This is a genomic window from Pseudomonas sp. MF5691 (genome assembly GCF_016405645.1).
Taxonomy (GTDB): Bacteria; Pseudomonadota; Gammaproteobacteria; order Pseudomonadales; family Pseudomonadaceae; genus Aquipseudomonas; species Aquipseudomonas shahriarae.
The window spans coordinates 1-19,091 of sequence record NZ_JAEKDC010000031.1 but is presented as its reverse complement, the minus strand read 5'-3'; the positions used below and the strand labels follow the sequence as shown (position 1 = coordinate 19,091).

The following is a 19,091-nucleotide window of genomic DNA, read 5'->3' as shown; positions in this document are numbered from 1 at the left end:
GTTAGGCCGGGCGAGGGACAACCGCCCTGCCCGGGCCGAATCAAATACGCCGTGCGGCGTAACGCTTGAGCATGCTCGGAACATCGAGAATCAGCGCGATCCGACCGTCACCGGTAATGGTCGCACCCGACATGCCTGGCGTTCCTTGCAGCATCTTGCCCAATGGCTTGATGACTACTTCTTCCTGGCCAACCAGTTGATCGACGACAAAGCCGATACGCTGGGTGCCCACGGACAGGATCACCACGTGGCCTTCGCGCTGCTCTTCATGAGCGGCAGACGCCACCAGCCAACGCTTGAGGTAGAACAGAGGCAGGGCCTTGTCCCGCACAATCACCACTTCCTGGCCGTCGACCACGTTGGTGCGCGACAGGTCGAGGTGGAAGATTTCGTTGACGTTGACCAGCGGGAAGGCGAACGCCTGGTTGCCCAGCATCACCATCAGGGTCGGCATGATCGCCAGGGTCAACGGCACCTTGATGACGATCTTCGAGCCTTGGCCCTTGGTCGAGTAAATATTGATCGAGCCATTGAGCTGGCTGATCTTGGTCTTCACCACGTCCATGCCCACGCCACGGCCGGACACATCGGAAATCTCGGTCTTGGTCGAGAAGCCCGGGGCGAAAATCAGGTTGTAGCACTCGGTATCGGTCAGGCGGTCGGCGGCGTCCTTGTCCATGACGCCGCGTTTGACCGCGATGCCGCGCAGGATATTGGAGTCCATGCCTTTGCCGTCATCGGTGATCGACAGCAGGATATGGTCGCCTTCCTGTTCGGCCGCCAGGATCACTTTGCCCAGGCGCGGCTTGCCGCTGGCTTCGCGCTCTTCCGGAGTTTCCACACCGTGGTCGACCGCGTTGCGCACCAAGTGGACCAGCGGGTCGGCCAGGGCCTCGACCAGGTTTTTGTCGAGGTCGGTCTCTTCACCCACCAGCTCCAGGGCGATCTCTTTTTTCAACTGCCGGGCCAAGTCACGCACCAGGCGCGGGAAGCGCCCGAAGACTTTCTTGATCGGCTGCATGCGCGTCTTCATCACCGCGGTCTGCAGGTCGGCAGTGACCACGTCGAGGTTCGACACGGCCTTTTGCATGGCTTCGTCGCCACTGCTCAAGCCCAGGCGTACCAGGCGGTTACGCACCAGCACCAGTTCGCCGACCATGTTCATGATGTCGTCCAGGCGCGCGGTATCGACCCGCACGGTGGTTTCGGCTTCACTGGCCGGGGCTTTGTCGGCAGGTGCCGGAGCGCGGGCTGACGCCGGGGCGGCGGCACGGGCGGGAGCCGGTGCGGCGGCCTTGGCAGCAACGGGTGCCGGCTTGGCCACCGCTGCGGTGGCGGTCGCGGCGGCTGCGGCGGCAGGTGCCACCTCGGAAAACTTGCCCTTGCCGTGCAACTCATCCAGCAGGGATTCGAATTCGTGATCGCTGATCAGGCCATCCGCCGCCGGTGCGGCAGCCGGCGCCGCAGCCGGTGCAGCCGCAGCCGCAGCCGCCGCAGCGACTGCCGGCAACGCCTCGGCAGCAAACGAGCCCTTGCCATGCAACTGATCCAGCAGTGCTTCAAATTCGTCGTCGGTGATATCGGTGCTGGCCGCTGGCGCAGCAGGCTCCACCGGCGTCGGTGCGGCTGCCACGGCGTCCGGGGCGAACTGGCCCTTGCCGTGCAACTGGTCGAGCAATGACTCGAACTCGGCGTCGGTGATGTCTTCGGTGGTCGGCACCATCGGCGGCGCAGCTGCGGCCGGGGCTTCTGCCTCGGCCTTGACCGCATTGAGGGAGTCCAGCAGTTGCTCGAATTCGCTGTCAGTGACGTCGGGTTCGGCCACTGGCTCAGGCGCCGCCTCAACCACCGGGGCGGCAGCTACCGCGCCAGGCTCTGCCAGGCGCGCCAGGGCGGCCAGCAGTTCCGGGGTGGCAGCCGTAATCGGTGCGCGTTCGCGCACTTCATTGAACATGCCGTTGACCGCGTCCAGGGCTTCGAGGATCACGTCCATCAATTCCGAATCAACGTGCCGCTCACCCTTGCGCAGGATGTCGAACACGTTTTCGGCGATGTGGCAGCACTCCACCAGCTCATGGAGCTGGAGGAAGCCGGCGCCCCCTTTTACAGTGTGAAAACCGCGAAAAATTGCATTGAGCAGGTTCCCATCATCCGGTCGGCTTTCCAGCTCGACCAGTTGCTCGGACAACTGCTCTAGAATTTCGCCGGCCTCTACAAGGAAATCCTGAAGGATTTCTTCATCGGCGCCGAAGCTCATATTGCGTGCTCCTTAGAAGCCTAAACTGGACAGCAAATCGTCTACGTCATCTTGACCTGACATAACGTCTTCACGTTTATCGGCATGAATCTGCGGACCTTCACCCTTGGCGAGGTGTTTTTGTGGATCTTTTTCCGAGAGGATCGCTTCGCGGTCGTGTTCGATGCCGGCAAAACGGTCGACCTGGCCAGCCATCAGCACCAGTTTGAGCAGGTTGCTTTCCACTTCGGTGACCAGCAGGGTCACGCGCTTGATCACCTGGCCGGTAAGGTCCTGGTAATCCTGGGCCAGCAGAATGTCATTGAGGTTGCTGGAAACCGTACGGTTTTCCTGCTCGCTGCGTGACAGGAAGCCTTCGACCCGGCGCGCCAGGTCACGAAATTCTTCAGCGCCCACTTCGCGCCGCATGAAGCGGCCCCAGTCGGTGCTCAACGCCTTGGCCTCGTTGGCCATGCCGTTCACCAGGGGCGTGGCGTTTTCCACCAGGTCCATGGTGCGATTGGCTGCCGCCTCAGTCAGCCTGACCACATAGGACAGGCGTTCGGTGGCATCAGTGATCTGCGAGATTTCCTCGGCCTGGGGCATGTGCGGGTCGATCTGGAAATTGACGATCGCACTGTGCAACTCACGGGTGAGCTTGCCCACTTCCTGGTACAGGCCGCGGTCGCGGGTCTGGTTGAGCTCATGGATCAACTGCACTGCGTCGCCGAACTGGCCTTTTTCCAGGCTTTCGACGAGTTGGTGAGCATGTTTTTTCAGGGTCGACTCAAAGTCGGCCTGCGATGATTCTTTATGCTCCATAGCTCCCCCGTGGCAGCATCAATGACCGATGCGTTCGAAGATTTTTTCAATCTTCTCTTTCAAGGCCAGTGCAGTGAATGGCTTGACCACATAGCCGTTGACCCCGGCCTGGGCGGCTTCGATGATCTGTTCACGCTTGGCTTCAGCGGTCACCATCAGCACAGGCAGGCTGCGCAGCTTTTCATCAGCGCGCACGTGGCGCAGTAGATCAATGCCGGTCATGCCAGGCATGTTCCAGTCAGTTACCAGAAAGTCGATGCTCCCGCTGTTGAGGATCGGAATCGCCGTAATGCCGTCATCCGCCTCGACCGTGTTAGTGAACCCAAGGTCACGCAACAGGTTTTTTATGATCCGCCGCATCGTTGAGAAGTCATCAACGATGAGGATTTTCATGTTCTTGTCCAATTCGACCTCCAAGCAGTCTTAAACGCGTCCAGCACCTGGGCGCGCCATATCATTCAACAGGCATTACACAAAAAGGACTGCTGGGCACATCACGGGCCGCTCCCGCCGGGCTTGCGCCCTGGCGGTTATCGTTCGCAGTGTCCCCACACTGCCTGTCAGCGCGCTCGCCACTCTCCCAAACGCCCCCGCAAGCGGGCCGCGCATTGGCTATGAAGCTGGCTGACCCGCGATTCGCTGACCCCCAGGACCTCACCGATTTCCTTGAGGTTCAGCTCTTCGTCGTAGTACAGCGCCAACACCAGCCGCTCACGTTCCGGCAGATTGGCAATCGCCTCTGCCAGGGCGCCCTGGAAGCGTTCATCTTCCAGGTCGCGTGAAGGCTCCTGGTGAGCACTCGCGCCATCCTCATGCAGCCCTTCATGTTCGCCGTCCTGTAGCAGGTCGTCGAAACTGAACAGGCGGCTGCCCAAGGTATCGTTCAAAATCCCGTAGTAATCGTCGAGACTCAATTGGAGTTCGGCCGCAACTTCGTGATCTTTAGCGTCGCGACCGGTTTTTGCTTCAATTGAGCGAATTGCGTCACTCACCATCCGGGTATTGCGGTGGACCGAACGCGGCGCCCAATCACCTTTACGCACCTCATCGAGCATCGCGCCACGGATACGGATACCCGCATACGTCTCGAAACTCGCGCCCTTGCTCGCGTCGTACTTGGTCGACACCTCGAGCAGGCCGATCATGCCCGCCTGGATCAGGTCTTCGACCTGGACACTGGCGGGCAGGCGTGCCAGCAGGTGGTAGGCAATGCGCTTGACCAGGGGCGCATAGCGCTCGATCAATTCGCCCTGGCTGTCACGCGCCGACTTCTTGTAAAGGTTGTAGCCGCTGGCTGTCATAGCACCGGTCCTGCACTCGTCTGATGCACCAATCGCTCGACGAAAAACTCCAGATGCCCCCGGGGATTGGCGGGCAGTGGCCAGGTATCGACCTTCTGAGCAATTGCCTTGAACGCCAACGCGCATTTCGAACGAGGGAACGCTTCATAGACTGCACGCTGCTTTTGCACAGCCTTGCGCACACACTCGTCATAGGGAACTGCGCCGACGTATTGTAAGGCGACATCGAGGAAGCGATCCGTGACCTTGGTCAACTTGGCGAACAGGTTGCGCCCTTCTTGCGGGCTCTGGGCCATGTTGGCCAGCACGCGGAAGCGGTTCATGCCGTAGTCGCGGTTGAGCAGTTTGATCAGGGCGTAGGCGTCGGTGATCGAGGTGGGCTCGTCGCAGACCACCAGCAATACTTCCTGCGCGGCGCGCACGAAGCTGACCACGGACTCGCCAATCCCGGCGGCGGTGTCGATCACCAGCACGTCGAGGTTGTCGCCGATATCACTGAAGGCCTGGATCAGGCCGGCATGCTGCGCCGGGCTCAGATGCACCATGCTCTGGGTGCCGGAGGCGGCCGGGACGATGCGAATCCCCCCGGGCCCCTGCAACAGCACATCGCGCAGCTCACAGCGGCCCTCAATGACATCGGCCAGGGTATGTTTGGGCGTCAGTCCCAGCAGAACGTCAACGTTCGCCAGGCCCAGGTCGGCATCCAGCAGCATGACGCGGCGGCCAAGCTCTGCCAGGGCCAGGGACAAATTCACTGACACGTTAGTTTTCCCGACGCCACCTTTGCCGCCGGTCACCGCGATCACCTGTACGGGATGCATGCTGCCCATGTTCTTTCTTTACCTTGTCTTGCTTAGCCGCAGGCTACATAGGGTGGCCGCGGTAGCAGACCATCAATGTAGGTACATTGCACTGTGTTCATGTTGCCTTTCAGCCGACCCGTTTGGCTGGGTTGTGATAGAGGTCGGCGAACATATCCGCCATCGCCTCTTCACTGGGTTCATCCTGCATTTGCACACTGACCGCACGGCTGACCAACTGATGACGGCGCGGCAGATGTAAGTCATCCGGGATCCGCGGCCCGTCGGTCAGGTAGGCGACCGGTAATTCATGGCTGATGGCAAGGCTCAACACTTCGCCCAGGCTTGCGGTTTCATCCAGCTTAGTCAGGATACAACCGGCCAGTCCGCAACGTTTGTAGCTGTGGTACGCAGCAGTCAGAACCTGTTTTTGGCTGGTGGTTGCAAGTACCAGATAATTTTTCGACTTGATCCCGCGCCCGGCCAGGCTTTCCAGTTGCATGCGCAATGCCGGGTCGCTGGCTTGCAGGCCGGCGGTATCAATCAGCACCACGCGCTTGCGCAGCAGTGGGTCGAGGGCGTTGGCCAGGGACTGGCCCGGGTCGACATGGGTCACCGGCACATTGAGGATCCGGCCCAAAGTCTTGAGCTGTTCCTGCGCGCCGATGCGGTAGCTGTCCATGCTCACCAGGGCAATGTTGTGGGCGCCGTACTTGAGGACATAACGGGCGGCCAGCTTGGCCAGGGTGGTGGTCTTGCCCATGCCGGCGGGGCCGACCATGGCAATCACGCCACCTTCTTCAAGGGGTTCGATTTCCGGAGTCTGGATCATCCGCGCCAGGTGCGCCAGCAACATGCGCCAGGCTTGGCGAGGCTCTTCAATGCCGGTGGTCAGCTCCAGCAGGTCGCGGGACAACGGGCCGGACAGGCCAATGCGTTGCAGGCGGCGCCAGAGGTTGGCCTGTTGCGGCTTGCTGCCCTGCAACTGGTTCCAGGCCAGCGAGCCCAACTGCACTTCCAAAAGCTCGCGCAGGCCATTGAGCTCAAAACGCATCGAGTCAAACACGCGCTGGTCAACCGCAGCGGCCGGTGCTGGCGCGGCGGGACGTGGCGGCTCGACAAAAGTCGGCTCTACCAGTGGCTCGGCCGCCGTCAGCGGCAGGCCGGCAAACAATTGGCGATTAGTGGTCGCATCGCTGTCGCCCCGCATGCTCAGCTCGGCCTGGGCCGAGACAATGCGCGAGGCGGTCTTGCGCAACTCGTCTTCGAGTTCCATGTTCGGTACACGCGGCGCCAGGGCCTGGGGTTTGTAATCCAGGGCAGCCGTCAGCTCGACACCGCCGGCAATGCGACGGTTACCGATAATAGCCGCGTCGGCGCCCAGCTCATCACGAACCAGCTTCATGGCCTGACGCATATCGGCGGCGAAAAAACGCTTTACTTGCATAACCCACTACCTCAGCCGTTGGGCCCTACTGTCGCGACGATAGTCACTTGCTTATTGTCAGGAATTTCCTGGTAAGCCAAAACGTGCAAATTCGGTACTGCCAGGCGTCCAAACCGCGACAACATCGCTCGGACGGGGCCTGCCACCAGCAGAATCACCGGTTGGCCCTGCATTTCCTGACGCTGTGCGGCGTCGATCAACGAACGCTGCAGCTTTTCAGCCATGCTTGGCTCCAGCAGAACGCCCTCTTCCTGGCCTTGCCCTGCCTTCTGGATACTATTGAGCAATATTTGTTCCAACCTTGGCTCCAAGGTGATTACAGGCAGCTCAGAGTCAAGCCCTACAATGCTTTGGACGATTGCACGCGACAATCCGACGCGCACCGCCGCTACCAGCGCGGCAGTATCTTGACTCTTGGCGGCATTGTTGGCGACAGCCTCGGCAATGCTGCGAATGTCCCGCACCGGCACCTGTTCGGCCAACAGCGCTTGCAACACCTTGAGCAGTTGCGACAGCGACAATACCCCCGGCACCAGCTCTTCAGCCAGCTTAGGCGAGGCTTTGGCCAGCAATTGCATGAGTTGCTGGACTTCTTCGTGACCAATCAGCTCGTGGGAGTGCTTGTACAGAATCTGGTTGAGGTGCGTGGCGACCACGGTGCTGGCGTCGACCACGGTGTAACCCAGGGACTGTGCCTGGCTACGCTGGCTGACTTCGATCCACACCGCGTCCAGGCCAAAAGCCGGATCTTTGGCGGTTATGCCGCTGAGGGAGCCGAATACCTGGCCGGGGTTGATAGCCAGTTCGCGGTCGGGGTAGATCTCGGCTTCGGCCAGGGTCACGCCCATCAGCGTCAGGCGGTAGGCGCTGGGGGCTAGGTCGAGGTTGTCGCGGATATGCACGGTGGGCATCAAAAAACCCAGGTCCTGGGACAGCTTCTTGCGCACGCCCTTGATCCGCGCCAGCAACTGGCCGCCCTGGTTACGGTCCACCAGGGGAATCAGACGGTAGCCGACTTCCAGGCCGATCATGTCGATGGGGGTCACGTCATCCCAGCCCAACTCCTTGGTTTCCTGGGCGCGGGCCGGCGACGGCAGCAGATCCTGCTGGCGCTCCACCTCTTTCAAGGCCTGGACCTTGATGATGTTTTGCTTCTTCCAGAACAGGTACGCCCCGCCGGCGGCCAGGGCGGCCATGGTCAGGAAGGAGAAGTGCGGCATGCCCGGCACAATGCCCATGATCGCCATGATACCGGCCGCCACGGCCAGAGCCTTGGGCGAAGCGAACATCTGGCGGTTGATCTGCTTGCCCATGTCTTCGGAGCCGGACGCACGGGTCACCATGATCGCCGCAGCTGTAGATAACAACAGTGATGGCAATTGCGCCACCAAACCGTCACCAATGGTCAGCAAGGCGTACACCTTACCTGCATCGCCGAAGGTCATGCCGTGCTGGAAGATACCGACCGCGATGCCGCCGATCAGGTTGATAAACAGAATCAGCAGGCCGGCAATCGCGTCGCCGCGCACGAACTTGCTGGCACCGTCCATGGAGCCATAGAACTCGGCTTCCTGGGCCACTTCCGAGCGGCGGGCCTTGGCCTGGTTCTGGTCGATCAGCCCGGCGTTGAGATCGGCGTCGATCGCCATTTGCTTGCCGGGCATGGCGTCGAGGGTAAAACGCGCGCTCACCTCGGAAATCCGCCCGGCGCCCTTGGTCACTACCACGAAGTTGATGATCATCAGGATCGCAAACACCACGACACCGACCACGTAGTTACCGCCGATCACCACCTCGCCGAAAGCCTGGATCACCTTACCGGCGGCGGCGTGGCCGTCCTGGCCGTTCAGCATCACCACCCGCGTAGAGGCCACGTTAAGGGCCAGGCGCAGCAGCGTGGCAACCAGCAAAATGGTGGGAAAGACCGCAAAATCCAAAGGCCGCAGGGCGTACACGCAAACCAGCAGCACGACGATGGACAAGGCAATGTTGAAGGTGAAGAACACGTCCAGCAGGAACGGCGGTATCGGCAACATCATCATTGCCAGCATGACCAACAGCAACAGCGGCACACCCAGATTGCCTCGCGAGAGGTCCGTCAGGGTGCCACGGGCTGTGCTGAGCATATTAGAGCGATCCACCGGTATTCCTCGTCACCTTGAAGCAAACTTTTGACGCCGAGAGACGTCCTGAAGGCGCTATTGCAAGAAGCCTTCCAACTTTTGCTTCAGGGACGAGATCGTTCCCACGCAGGAGCGTGGGAACGATCATCAGAGTGGACGCACGTTTGATGCCTGCTTGCCTTTCGGACCCTCTACGACTTCATATTCCACCCTCTGGCCCTCCACCAGCGACTTGATGCCGCCGCTTTGAATGTCCGAGAAGTGCACAAACAGGTCCTCTCCTCCGGCGTCTTGCGTGATGAACCCAAAGCCCTTTGAATCGGTAAACCACTTCACTGTGCCAGTGGCCATTGCCCTTCTCCCGAATCCGCATGTTCCCGGTCTATCAAAGCGCCCTGCACGGGGGCTGGCTACTGTCAAAGTTGACAGGTCGGAAGGGAGTTGGACGAACGGCAAGCATCTGTTCCGACGCCATCGCGGGCAAGCCCGGCTCCCACACTGGAATGCGATCAAATGTGGGAGCCGGGCTTGCCCGCGATGGCGCCGGAAAAGGCAGCAGAAGACTCAGGAATCGCGACGCAAATCCGGCGGAATCGGCAAGTCCTTGAGCGGATCCGGACGCTTACCCTTGCCGGCACGGTATTGGCGGATCTGATACACGTAGGCCAACACCTGGGCCACCGCCAGGTACAACCCGGCCGGGATCTCGTGGTCGAGGTCAGTGGAGTAGAAGATCGAACGCGCCAGCGCCGGCGATTCCAGCAGCAAGATGTCATTGGCCTGGGCGATTTCGCGGATTTTCAAGGCAGTGAAGTCGCTGCCCTTGGCCAGCAGCAGCGGCGCGCCGCCCTTCTCCGCGTCGTACTTGAGCGCCACGGCGTAGTGGGTCGGGTTGGTGATGACCACGTCGGCGTCGGGCACCGAGGCCATCATCTTGCGCTGGGACATTTCGCGCTGCAGCTGGCGAATCCGCTGCTTCACTTCCGGTTTGCCTTCCTGATCCTTATGCTCGTCGCGCACTTCCTGCTTGGTCATCAGCAGTTTCTTGTGGCTTTCCCACAGCTGGATCGGCGCATCCACTGCAGCAATAAGGATCAGGCCACACGCCATCCACAACGCACTCCAGCCCACCAGTTGCACGCTGTGGATGATTGCCAGTTCCAGTGGCTCATGGGCGATGCGCAGCAAGTCGTCGATATCGGACTCCAACACCACCAGCGCCACAAACAGGATGATAAAGAACTTCGCCAGGGCCTTGAGCAACTCCACCAGCGCCTTGGCGGAGAACATACGCTTGATCCCGGCCCCGGGGTTCATCCGGCTGAATTTGGGCGCCAGGCTGCCAGCCGCAAACAGCCAGCCCCCCAAGGAGATCGGCCCGATGATTGCCGCCAGCAACAACGTGATCAACACCGGCTGCGCGGCCAGGATCGCGATTTTCCCCGAGTGCAGCAGGTAGATGCCCATGGCGCGTGGGTCCAGCAGCACATCCCTGGGCAGGGAGAAATTGTGCTTCATGATCTCCATCAGGTCCTGGGCCAGGCCGCCGCCGTAGATCAGCAGGCCACCGGCCCCGGCGAGCATCACCGCCAGGGTATTGAGCTCTTTGGAACGGGCGATCTCGCCCTTTTCCCTGGAGTCTTTTTTACGTTTCTCCGTGGGGTCTTCTGTTTTGTCCTGACCACTCTCGCTCTCGGCCATGGCTCAGCGCGCCCGTGCCAGATCACGTAAAAACTGCAAGGCGTCACTGGCCAGCGGTTGATACTGATTGAGAATGTCGGCCAGGCCGATCCAGAAAATCCCCATGCCCAACACCAGGGTCAGCGGGAAACCAATGGCGAAGATGTTCAGTTGCGGCGCGGCGCGGGTCATCACCCCAAAGGCGATGTTGACCACCAGCAGCGCGGTGATCGCCGGCAATACCAGCAACAACGCCGCGCCCAGCACCCAACTGAGGCGCCCGACCACTTCCCAGAAGTGGTTGACGATCAAGCCCTCGCCCACCGGTAAAGTGGTGAAACTCTCGGTAAGGATTTCAAAGGCCACCAGATGGCCGTTCATGGCCAAAAACAGCAGGGTCACCAGCATGGTCAGGAACTGCCCGATCACTGCCACCGACACGCCGTTGGTAGGGTCGACCATGGACGCAAAGCCCATGCCCATCTGGATCGAGACGATTTGCCCGGCAATCACGAAGGACTGGAAAAACAGGGTCAGGGAGAACCCCATCAAGGCGCCGATCAGAATCTGTTCGGCGATCAGCAGCAGCGCACTGAGGTCCAGGGCATTGACCGGCGGCATCGGTGGCAGTACCGGCACGATGACCACGGTAATCGCCACCGTGAAAAACAGCCGTATGCGCTTGGGCACCAGGGTGGTCCCGAACACCGGCATGGTCATCAACAAGGCGCCCACGCGAAACATCGGCAGGATAAACGAGGCCACCCAGGTGCTGATCTGAGTGTCGGTCAACGCCAGCAAGGACTGCATCGGGTCAGCCAATCAACTGCGGAATACTGCCGTACAACTGCAGGATGTATTCCATGAAACTCTGCACCAGCCAGGGGCCGGCCACGATCAGGGTGACCAGCATCACCAACAGGCGCGGAAGGAAGCTCAAGGTCTGTTCGTTGATCTGGGTGGCGGCCTGGAACATCGCCACCAGCAGGCCCACCAACAGGCTGGGCACCACCAGCACGGCGACCATCACGGTGGTCAGCCACAGGGCTTCACGGAACAGGTCGACTGCGACTTCAGGTGTCATGCGCTAAACCCCGCCAAAACTGCCTGCCAGGGTGCCGATAATCAGCGCCCACCCATCCACCAGTACAAACAGCATGATCTTGAACGGCAACGAGATAATCAGCGGCGACAGCATCATCATACCCATGGCCATCAGCACACTGGCCACCACCAGGTCGATGATCAGGAACGGGATAAAGATCATGAAACCGATCTGGAATGCCGTCTTGAGCTCCGAGGTGACGAACGCCGGTACCAGGATGGTCAAGGGCGCCTGATCCGGGCTGGCGATATCGGTGCGCTTGGACAGGCGCACAAACAGTTCCAGGTCGCTGGAGCGGGTCTGGGACAGCATAAAGTCCTTGATCGGGCCTTGGGCCTTTTCCACCGCGTCCTGGGCGGTCATTTTCTCCGCCAGGTAGGGTTGCAGGGCTTGCTGGTTCACCTTGTCGAATACCGGCGCCATGATAAACAACGTCAGAAACAGCGCCATGCCGGTAAGGATCTGGTTCGATGGGGTCTGCTGCAGGCCCAGGGCCTGGCGCAGGATCGAGAACACGATGATGATCCGGGTGAAACTGGTCATGAGCATGACGAAGGCCGGGATAAAACTCAGCGCCGTCATGATCAGCAGGATCTGCAGGCTGACCGAATACTCCTGGGCCCCGGCCGCATTGGTGCCCAGGGTGATCGCCGGGATCGACAACGGGTCGGCGCCGAACGCCAGGGGCGCTGCCAGTAACAGCATGAGCGCCAATAGAACGCGCATTACTTCTTATCCTTCTGGTCCTTGCCCATCAGCTCCATCAGGCGCTGGGCGAACTCCGGTGTGGCGGCCTCGGTCTGGGCCACGCTCACGGGATGCTTGAGCACGTGCAACGGGGTAATCCGGCCGGGGGTGAGACCGAGCAGGATCTGCTCTTCGCCCACCTGCACCAGCACCAGGCGATCACGCGGCCCCAGGGCCCGCGATCCCACCAGTTCGATGACCTGGGCATTGCCCGGACCAATGCGCTGCACCCGGCGCAACAGCCAGGCGAGGAAAAAGATCAACCCCACCACCAGCAACAGGCCCAGCACCAACTGAGTCAATTGCCCAGTCACGCTGCTGCCGGCGGCCGGCGCGGCGACCTGGGCCACCGGTTCAGCCGCCATCACGGCCAGCGGCAACGCCCACAACAGTCCCAACCACCGGCGACTCATCTCAGCGCAGCTTCTTGATACGTTCGCTGGGGCTGATCACGTCCGTCAGGCGGATGCCGAACTTCTCGTTGACCACCACCACTTCGCCATGGGCGATCAGCGTGCCGTTGACCAGCACATCCAGCGGCTCGCCGGCCAGGCGGTCGAGTTCGATCACCGACCCCTGGTTGAGTTGCAGCAGGTTACGGATATTGATTTCGGTGCTGCCCACTTCCATGGAGATCGATACCGGGATATCGAGGATCACGTCCAGGTTGGGCCCATCCAGCGAGACCGGCTCATGGTTCTTCGGCACGCTGCCAAACTCTTCCATAGGCAGGCGATTGCCTACTGGTGGGGTGGCGGCATCGGCCGCCAGCAAGGCGTCGATATCGTCCTGGCTGGCATCGCCGGTTTCTTCCAGGGCAGCCGCCCATTCGTCAGCCAGGGCCTGGTCTTCGGCGGAAGTGTTTTCGTGTTCGGTAGCCATTACATGTCCTCGGCGCAGCAAAAATCATCAATTAGGGGATGCATCAGCGACGGTTGATCGGCTCAACCACTTGCAACGCCAGGTTCCCTTTGTGGGAACCGAGCTTGACCTTGAACGACGGCACGCCATTGGCGCGCATAATCAATTCGTCTGGCAGTTCGACGGGAATCACATCCCCCGGCTGCATATGCAAAATGTCCCGCAGGCGCAACTGGCGGCGCGCCACGGTGGCGCTCAGCGGTACGTCAACGTCCAGCAAGTCTTCGCGCAGGGCCTTGACCCAGCGCTCGTCCTGGTCGTCCAGGTCGGACTGGAAGCCCGCATCGAGCATCTCGCGCACCGGCTCGATCATCGAGTACGGCATGGTCACGTGCAGGTCGCCGCCGCCGCCATCGAGTTCGATATGGAAGGTGGAGACCACGATGGCTTCGCTGGGCCCGACGATGTTGGCCATGGCCGGGTTCACTTCCGAGTTGATGTACTCGAAATTGACTTCCATGATCGCCTGCCAGGCTTCCTTCAGGTCGATAAAGGCCTGTTCCAGCACCATGCGCACCACACGCAACTCGGTAGGCGTGAATTCACGGCCTTCAATCTTGGCGTGACGGCCGTCACCGCCGAAGAAGTTGTCCACCAGCTTGAACACCAGCTTGGCGTCGAGGATGAACAGCGCGGTGCCACGCAGGGGCTTGATCTTGACCAGGTTGAGGCTGGTGGGCACGTACAGCGAATGCACGTACTCGCCAAACTTCATCACCTGCACACCGCCCACCGCCACGTCCGCCGAGCGGCGCAGCATGTTGAACATGCTGATACGGGTGTAGCGGGCAAAACGTTCGTTGATCATTTCCAGGGTCGGCATGCGTCCGCGGACGATGCGATCCTGGCTGGTCAGGTCATAACTTTTGACGCTGCCGGGCTCGGCAGCCATTTCGGTCTGTACCAGACCATCGTCGACACCATGCAACAGCGCGTCGATTTCATCCTGGGACAGCAGGTCTTGCACGGCCATGTCGTGATCCTACTGCAATACGAAATTAGTGAAGAGCGCCTGCTCGACCACGACTTTGCCCAGTTCTTTCTGGGCCACTTCCTGCACGCTGGCAGTGACTTTCTGGCGCAGCATTTCCTGGCCCACGGGGGTGGCCAGGCTGTCGAAGCTCTGCCCGGAGAACAGCATCACCAGGTTGTTGCGGATCACCGGCATATGCACCTTGAGCGCATCCATGTCCGCCTGGTTGCGCGCCTGCAAGGTAATGCTCACCTGCAGGTAGCGTTGCCGACCGTTCTGGTTGTAGTTGGCAACAAAGGCCGGGAGCATCTGCTCGAAGATTGCCGGTTGCTTGACGTTGCTGGCGGTCTCGGCCACAGGTACCGGCTTGCTCTGGGCACTGTGCATAAAGTACCAGGTAGCCCCCACCGACACGCCAATGGCCAATAACAAGGCCACGACAATCAGCAGGATCATCTTGAGCTTGCCCTTGCCTGCTGCAGGTACTGTTGCTGTCGCTGCGTCGTCACTCTTCGCCATGCCAATAATCCGTCACTATTCGGGGTTTCATAGATCCACGGGAAGGCAAGAGCAAGTGTTATGCCAGAGTTGTCACGGATTTCAGCAACAGCGCAAAACCAATGTGGGAGCGGGCTTGCTCGCGATAGCGCTAGATCAGTCAGCAACTAGGTAACTGACATACCGCTATCGCGAGCAAGCCCGCTCCCACATTTTGATCGGTGTTGACCTCAGGTCAGGCGTAGTAGTCCACGGCGCTGGAGCCTATGACGGATTGGGCTATCGGTGCCGCCACTTCAGTGACTTCGCCCGCAAGGCCTGCGTCATGCCCATCGCTGTGACCGCCACTGCCACTGACACCTCGCGCCTGGTTCTGCTGTTGCTCCTGACCCTGGCCCTGCCAGCCACGGGACTGGTCGGACACGTTCACGTCGACCTGGCCCATGCCCTGCTGGGCGAACATTTCCCGCAGGCGCCCGGACTGGCTCTCCAGGGCCTCGCGCACGGCGGCATGGCCGCTCATGAAGTTCACTTGGGCCTGCTGGTCGGCGGTGATATTCACGCGGATATCCAGGCGTCCCAGTTCGGCCGGCTGCAATTGGATATCGGCAGATTTGAGGTTGGCGCTGGACAGGTACATGACCCGGTTCACCACCTCCTCAGTCCAGCCACCCTGATGCATGGCCAGCGGCTGGTTATTCAGGGGCAAGGCGTTGGTGGTCTTGGGGGTGGCAGCCTGGGTCAAGGCGGCCAGACGATTGGCGAAGTCATCGACGCGAGTGTCACTGCTCGCGCCCTTCAAGTCCTTGAGGCCATCTTCGATCAGGCCGCTGAAAGCCTTCTCGCCACCCTGGTCAGTGCTGTCCTTGGCCGCCTGTTGGTCAACCATGGCCGCCAGGCCGTTGCTGAAGTTCTGCGCGGCAGTGGGCTCAGCCTGGGTCGGCAGGTTCTTTTGCGCTGCCTGGCTGCTGGCAGACACATGACCGCCCTGCTCCATCGCCAGGCGCACGGCCGGCAATGAGTCCAGTGGATCGGCTTCGGGGTCGAAAGGCACGACCTCTTCAGCGACCGCAGGGGTAGTCACCAGCAACGGCGCGGTGGCGTCATCCGCTACAGCGGCCTGGACCGCTACCGGAGCGGGTGTCACCGCCGCGATCGAGGCCGGATCGACCGCTGGCGGCGGGGTTTGCGCCAGATCCTTGTCCGCACCTTTGTCGTCATCGCCGGGGGCTGCCGCGTCGGCCTTGGCGGGCGGCGTGGCAGGCAAAGTCTTGCCGCTATCGGCAACCGCTGGAGTGCCAGCGGCAGGCTTGTCGTTGCCAACATCTTTCTTGGCGCTGGTGCTGGCTGGCTTGTCATGGCTCGGCTTGGGTGCCATATCCACAGCCCTGGGCGGTGCCGTCTTGGACTCCTTGGCGAACACCTGTGCAAAGCCTGGCGCTTTGGCCCGCGTGTCTGCGGCCGTTGCCTGCGCATTCGCGGAGGACGCCTGGGGCTTGACCGCAGGAGCGGCTTGCAGGAGCGAGTTGGGGGCTAGAGGCATAAGTCAGGTCTCCGCTGCGCAGGGTCGAGGGCGCAGGCAGAAGATAGATAGCAAAAGTCGGGCCAGATTTTCGGGGCGGGCCTGCCGAGCCTAGAAGCGCTGGCGCTCCGACTCATACAGCGGCTTGACCAACGCAAACTCGTGATCAATCTGGTCGACCAGTTTGCCCAGGTCGGAAACCTCTTCCTTGGCCGACTCAGCCTCCAGTCGCTGGCACAACAGCGCCAGGCGCACCGCACCGAGATTGCCGCTGCTGCCCTTGAAGCTGTGGGCGATACGCCCCAGGGCCTTGGCGTCATCGCGCGCCTTGCGCAACGCTTCAACGCGCTTTTGCGAGTCATCGAGGAAGGTGTCGAGCAAGTGGGGGTATTCACCCTCCATCACTTCCTGCAAACCCACCAACACTTCAGGGTCCATATGTATCTGCGTCACTTGTTCGCTCCTTGATCAAGAATCGACGGATTATGCCAGAGCCTCCCAGCAAAACTCCACGCACACACTGCGCCCGCCATCCGTCCAACGTACATTGCTGCTCAGTTGCCGGACCAGGTTCAGCCCGCGCCCGGACAGACGGTCGATATCCAACGGCCGCGCCAGGACTGCTTCGACATCGAACCCGGCGCCACTGTCTTCGATACGCAGGCTCAGGCAACCACCCGCCTCGGTTGGAACCACGTTCACATGCACACGCACGTGGCCGCTGTTCAACTGGTCGAGCCGCTCATTGCGCTGGCGATAATAGCTGGCAAAGCCCTGCACATCGCGCTTGAGTCGGGAGTCCAGGCCCAGCACGCCATGCTCCAGGGCATTGGAGTACAACTCGGCCATGACACTGTACAGCGCCCCGCTCTGGCCGCGCAGGCCATGTATTTCCAGGAGTAACTGCAACAGGTATGGCAATGGGTTGTAACGCTTGAGGGTCTCGGCACGAAACTCGAAACTCACCGACCAGTCCAGCGGGCAGGACTGGCCGCTGTCGGTGTACTGCAGAGGTGGCGCCAACAGCGATTGCTCGGCCAGCAGGGTGATTTCGACCAGGCTGATATCGTCCCGCACCTGCCCTCGGAATGCGGCAAGCGCCTGTTCGATTTCAACAAACAGTTGCTCAGGCTCACGGTTGGCGGCAAACACCCGTTGCAGGCGCTCGACCCCAAACAACTGGTCGTTGGCATCGGCGGTATCAATCACCCCATCGGACAGCAAGAACACCCGGTCGCCCAAGACCATGGGCCAGACCTCGGTGCGGTCGTCAAAGGCCTCGGGCGCCAGCACCCCAAGGGGTAAATGCCGCGACACCAGCGGCGTACGCCGCCCCGTGGCCACTTCATGCACATAGCCATCAGGCATGCCGCCGTTCCATACCTCCACCACCCGCCGCTGCTCACTGAGACACAACAGCGTGGCACAACAGAACATATCCACCGGCAGGATGCGCTTGAGCTTGGCGTTCATCTCCCGCAGGGTCTGCGCCAGGCCATAGCCCTTGGCGGTCATGCCGTAGAACACCTCGGCCAGGGGCATCGCGCCGACCGCCGCCGGCAAGCCATGCCCGGTGAAGTCGCCCAGCAGCACATGCATATCGCCCGACGGCGCATAGGCCGCCAGCAGCAGGTCGCCATTGAACAGCGCATAGGGCGATTGCAGGTAACGGATATTGTGCGCCGCGTTCAGGCAACCAGAGTGGGCGACCTTGTCGAACACCGCCTTGGCCACCCGTTGCTCATGCAGCAGGTAGTCATGGTGACGGGCGATCTGGTCGCGCTGCTCAAGCACGGTGGCCTGCAACCGGCGCAGGCGGTCCATGGCGTTGATCTTTGCGGCCAGGATGATCTGGTTATAGGGCTTGGCCAGGAAGTCATCGCCACCGGCATCCAGGCAGCGCGCCAGGGCTTCGCTCTCTTGCAGGGAGGTGAGAAAAATGATCGGCACCAGTGCTTCGCCGGCCAACTGCTTGATCTGCCGGGCTGCCTCGAAGCCGTCCATCACCGGCATCAGTGCATCCATCAACACCAGTTGCGGACGCTCACGGGCGAACACCTCGACCGCTTCCTGGCCATTACTGGCACTGAGCACCCGATGCCCCTGGCGGCGCACGATGGTCGACAGCAGCAGCCGGTCGGCAGCGCTGTCCTCGGCGATCAGTACCGTGAGGGTGTCCAGAGCCTGGGCACTCAACTGATGTCGAACAGTTTGTCGAAGTTGGAGATAGCGAGGATCTTGCGCACATCGGAGTTGCTGTTGATCACGCGCACATCCGCGTCATCACCAGCGTGATCACGCAACAGCAGCAACATGCCCAGGGCCGAGCTGTCGAGGTAAGTGGCCTCTTTCAAGTCCACGACGTAGGTTTCGGGAACCTTGTAGAACCGCTCATAGGAATCACGAAAGGATTGATGACTGCCGAAATCGAACCGGCCCTTGATTGCGATCGTCAATTTCTTCCCATCCAGGGATACTTCTGACTCGACTGACATACGACTGCTTCCTTGTCGTGGGTATGTGCAACAAGGTTTAGCAGGTGATCGGAGAGTGGGCAACAAACGCAATCAAATGTGCGGTGCGCTTGTGTGGTGTGGGCTTGCCTGCGATAGCGGTTTATCAGAAAAAAAGAGCGACGGACCCGCCGATATCGCAGCATGAGTATCTACACGACTTGCTCTTTTTAGTTATTGGGTGTGAGTACATATCCATTGGTGCGGTTACGGCCACTTAGGGTTCCGCCCTTACGGCGGGTCACTTTTGGAAAAGAGCCCGGAGTGCCGGCCCAGCCAAAAGTAACCAAAAGGGCTCTTGCCCCACCACTCGGCACCTCGCCTAGGCTCGGTGTGCCCGTCATCCGACATTGATTTGGGGGGGCGCCGCGATGGGCCATCCATGGCCCAGCGCGGCTAACCC

Annotated in this window: 20 protein-coding genes; all 20 read right to left on the bottom strand. The window is 60.9% G+C overall.

Annotated features, from left to right (window positions below):
- Positions 1–40: 40 nt before the first annotated feature.
- Positions 41–2,257, bottom strand: coding sequence for a chemotaxis protein CheA (locus tag JFT44_RS26200; protein WP_198831411.1), 2,217 nt, complete (start codon positions 2,255–2,257; stop codon positions 41–43).
- A 12-nt stretch (positions 2,258–2,269) separates the two neighbouring features.
- Entirely contained in the window at positions 2,270–3,058 is a 789-nt protein-coding gene (locus JFT44_RS26195) for a protein phosphatase CheZ (protein WP_057438816.1), read from the bottom strand.
- Positions 3,059–3,076: 18 nt separating this feature from the next.
- Complete coding sequence (locus JFT44_RS26190; protein ID WP_005790040.1) at positions 3,077–3,451, bottom strand: chemotaxis response regulator CheY; 375 nt, start codon at positions 3,449–3,451, stop codon at positions 3,077–3,079.
- A 167-nt stretch (positions 3,452–3,618) separates the two neighbouring features.
- The gene (gene fliA / locus JFT44_RS26185; RefSeq protein WP_029292560.1) at positions 3,619–4,359 is read right to left on the bottom strand and encodes an RNA polymerase sigma factor FliA; all 741 of its coding nucleotides are present in this window, start codon (positions 4,357–4,359) and stop codon (positions 3,619–3,621) included.
- Positions 4,356–5,189, bottom strand: a complete 834-nt coding sequence (gene fleN, locus JFT44_RS26180; RefSeq protein WP_003192912.1) for a flagellar synthesis regulator FleN — start codon at positions 5,187–5,189, stop codon at positions 4,356–4,358. The genes fliA and fleN overlap by 4 nt, the downstream gene beginning before the upstream one ends.
- Positions 5,190–5,289: 100 nt before the next feature.
- Positions 5,290–6,606 carry a flagellar biosynthesis protein FlhF gene (gene flhF / locus JFT44_RS26175; RefSeq protein WP_029292553.1) on the bottom strand — a complete coding sequence of 439 codons (1,317 nt, stop codon included), beginning with the start codon at positions 6,604–6,606 and terminating at the stop codon, positions 5,290–5,292.
- Between the two features lie 11 nt (positions 6,607–6,617).
- Positions 6,618–8,732, bottom strand: coding sequence for a flagellar biosynthesis protein FlhA (gene flhA / locus JFT44_RS26170; RefSeq protein ID WP_178118157.1), 2,115 nt, complete (start codon positions 8,730–8,732; stop codon positions 6,618–6,620).
- Between the two features lie 144 nt (positions 8,733–8,876).
- Positions 8,877–9,080 (bottom strand): cold-shock protein, encoded by a 204-nt coding sequence (locus JFT44_RS26165; protein ID WP_128593904.1) that lies wholly within the window; start codon positions 9,078–9,080, stop codon positions 8,877–8,879.
- A gap of 213 nt (positions 9,081–9,293) precedes the next feature.
- Entirely contained in the window at positions 9,294–10,430 is a 1,137-nt protein-coding gene (gene flhB, locus JFT44_RS26160) for a flagellar biosynthesis protein FlhB (RefSeq protein WP_057960238.1), read from the bottom strand.
- A gap of 3 nt (positions 10,431–10,433) precedes the next feature.
- The gene (gene fliR / locus JFT44_RS26155; protein WP_057438813.1) at positions 10,434–11,219 is read right to left on the bottom strand and encodes a flagellar biosynthetic protein FliR; all 786 of its coding nucleotides are present in this window, start codon (positions 11,217–11,219) and stop codon (positions 10,434–10,436) included.
- Between the two features lie 4 nt (positions 11,220–11,223).
- Positions 11,224–11,493 (bottom strand): flagellar biosynthesis protein FliQ, encoded by a 270-nt coding sequence (gene fliQ, locus JFT44_RS26150; protein ID WP_034099472.1) that lies wholly within the window; start codon positions 11,491–11,493, stop codon positions 11,224–11,226.
- A 3-nt stretch (positions 11,494–11,496) separates the two neighbouring features.
- Positions 11,497–12,240, bottom strand: coding sequence for a flagellar type III secretion system pore protein FliP (gene fliP / locus JFT44_RS26145; protein WP_057438812.1), 744 nt, complete (start codon positions 12,238–12,240; stop codon positions 11,497–11,499).
- On the bottom strand, positions 12,240–12,674 hold the full coding sequence (gene fliO / locus JFT44_RS26140; protein WP_057438811.1) for a flagellar biosynthetic protein FliO: 435 nt from the start codon (positions 12,672–12,674) through the stop codon (positions 12,240–12,242). Before fliO ends, fliP begins: the two co-directional genes overlap by 1 nt.
- A 1-nt stretch (position 12,675) precedes the next feature.
- Positions 12,676–13,143, bottom strand: a complete 468-nt coding sequence (fliN, locus tag JFT44_RS26135; RefSeq protein WP_057438810.1) for a flagellar motor switch protein FliN — start codon at positions 13,141–13,143, stop codon at positions 12,676–12,678.
- Between the two features lie 43 nt (positions 13,144–13,186).
- Positions 13,187–14,155 (bottom strand): flagellar motor switch protein FliM, encoded by a 969-nt coding sequence (gene fliM, locus JFT44_RS26130; RefSeq protein WP_029292532.1) that lies wholly within the window; start codon positions 14,153–14,155, stop codon positions 13,187–13,189.
- 9 nt (positions 14,156–14,164) lie between these two features.
- Positions 14,165–14,674 carry a flagellar basal body-associated protein FliL gene (fliL, locus tag JFT44_RS26125; RefSeq protein WP_057438809.1) on the bottom strand — a complete coding sequence of 170 codons (510 nt, stop codon included), beginning with the start codon at positions 14,672–14,674 and terminating at the stop codon, positions 14,165–14,167.
- A gap of 214 nt (positions 14,675–14,888) precedes the next feature.
- Positions 14,889–16,196 carry a flagellar hook-length control protein FliK gene (locus JFT44_RS26120; RefSeq protein WP_198831410.1) on the bottom strand — a complete coding sequence of 436 codons (1,308 nt, stop codon included), beginning with the start codon at positions 16,194–16,196 and terminating at the stop codon, positions 14,889–14,891.
- 90 nt (positions 16,197–16,286) lie between these two features.
- Complete coding sequence (locus JFT44_RS26115) at positions 16,287–16,628, bottom strand: Hpt domain-containing protein (protein ID WP_120732244.1); 342 nt, start codon at positions 16,626–16,628, stop codon at positions 16,287–16,289.
- Between the two features lie 30 nt (positions 16,629–16,658).
- Entirely contained in the window at positions 16,659–18,371 is a 1,713-nt protein-coding gene (locus JFT44_RS26110) for a fused response regulator/phosphatase (RefSeq protein WP_198831409.1), read from the bottom strand.
- Positions 18,368–18,670: an STAS domain-containing protein gene (locus tag JFT44_RS26105; RefSeq protein ID WP_057438807.1), complete on the bottom strand. Its 303-nt coding sequence runs from the start codon at positions 18,668–18,670 to the stop codon at positions 18,368–18,370. The genes JFT44_RS26110 and JFT44_RS26105 overlap by 4 nt, the downstream gene beginning before the upstream one ends.
- Positions 18,671–19,091: the final 421 nt, after the last annotated feature.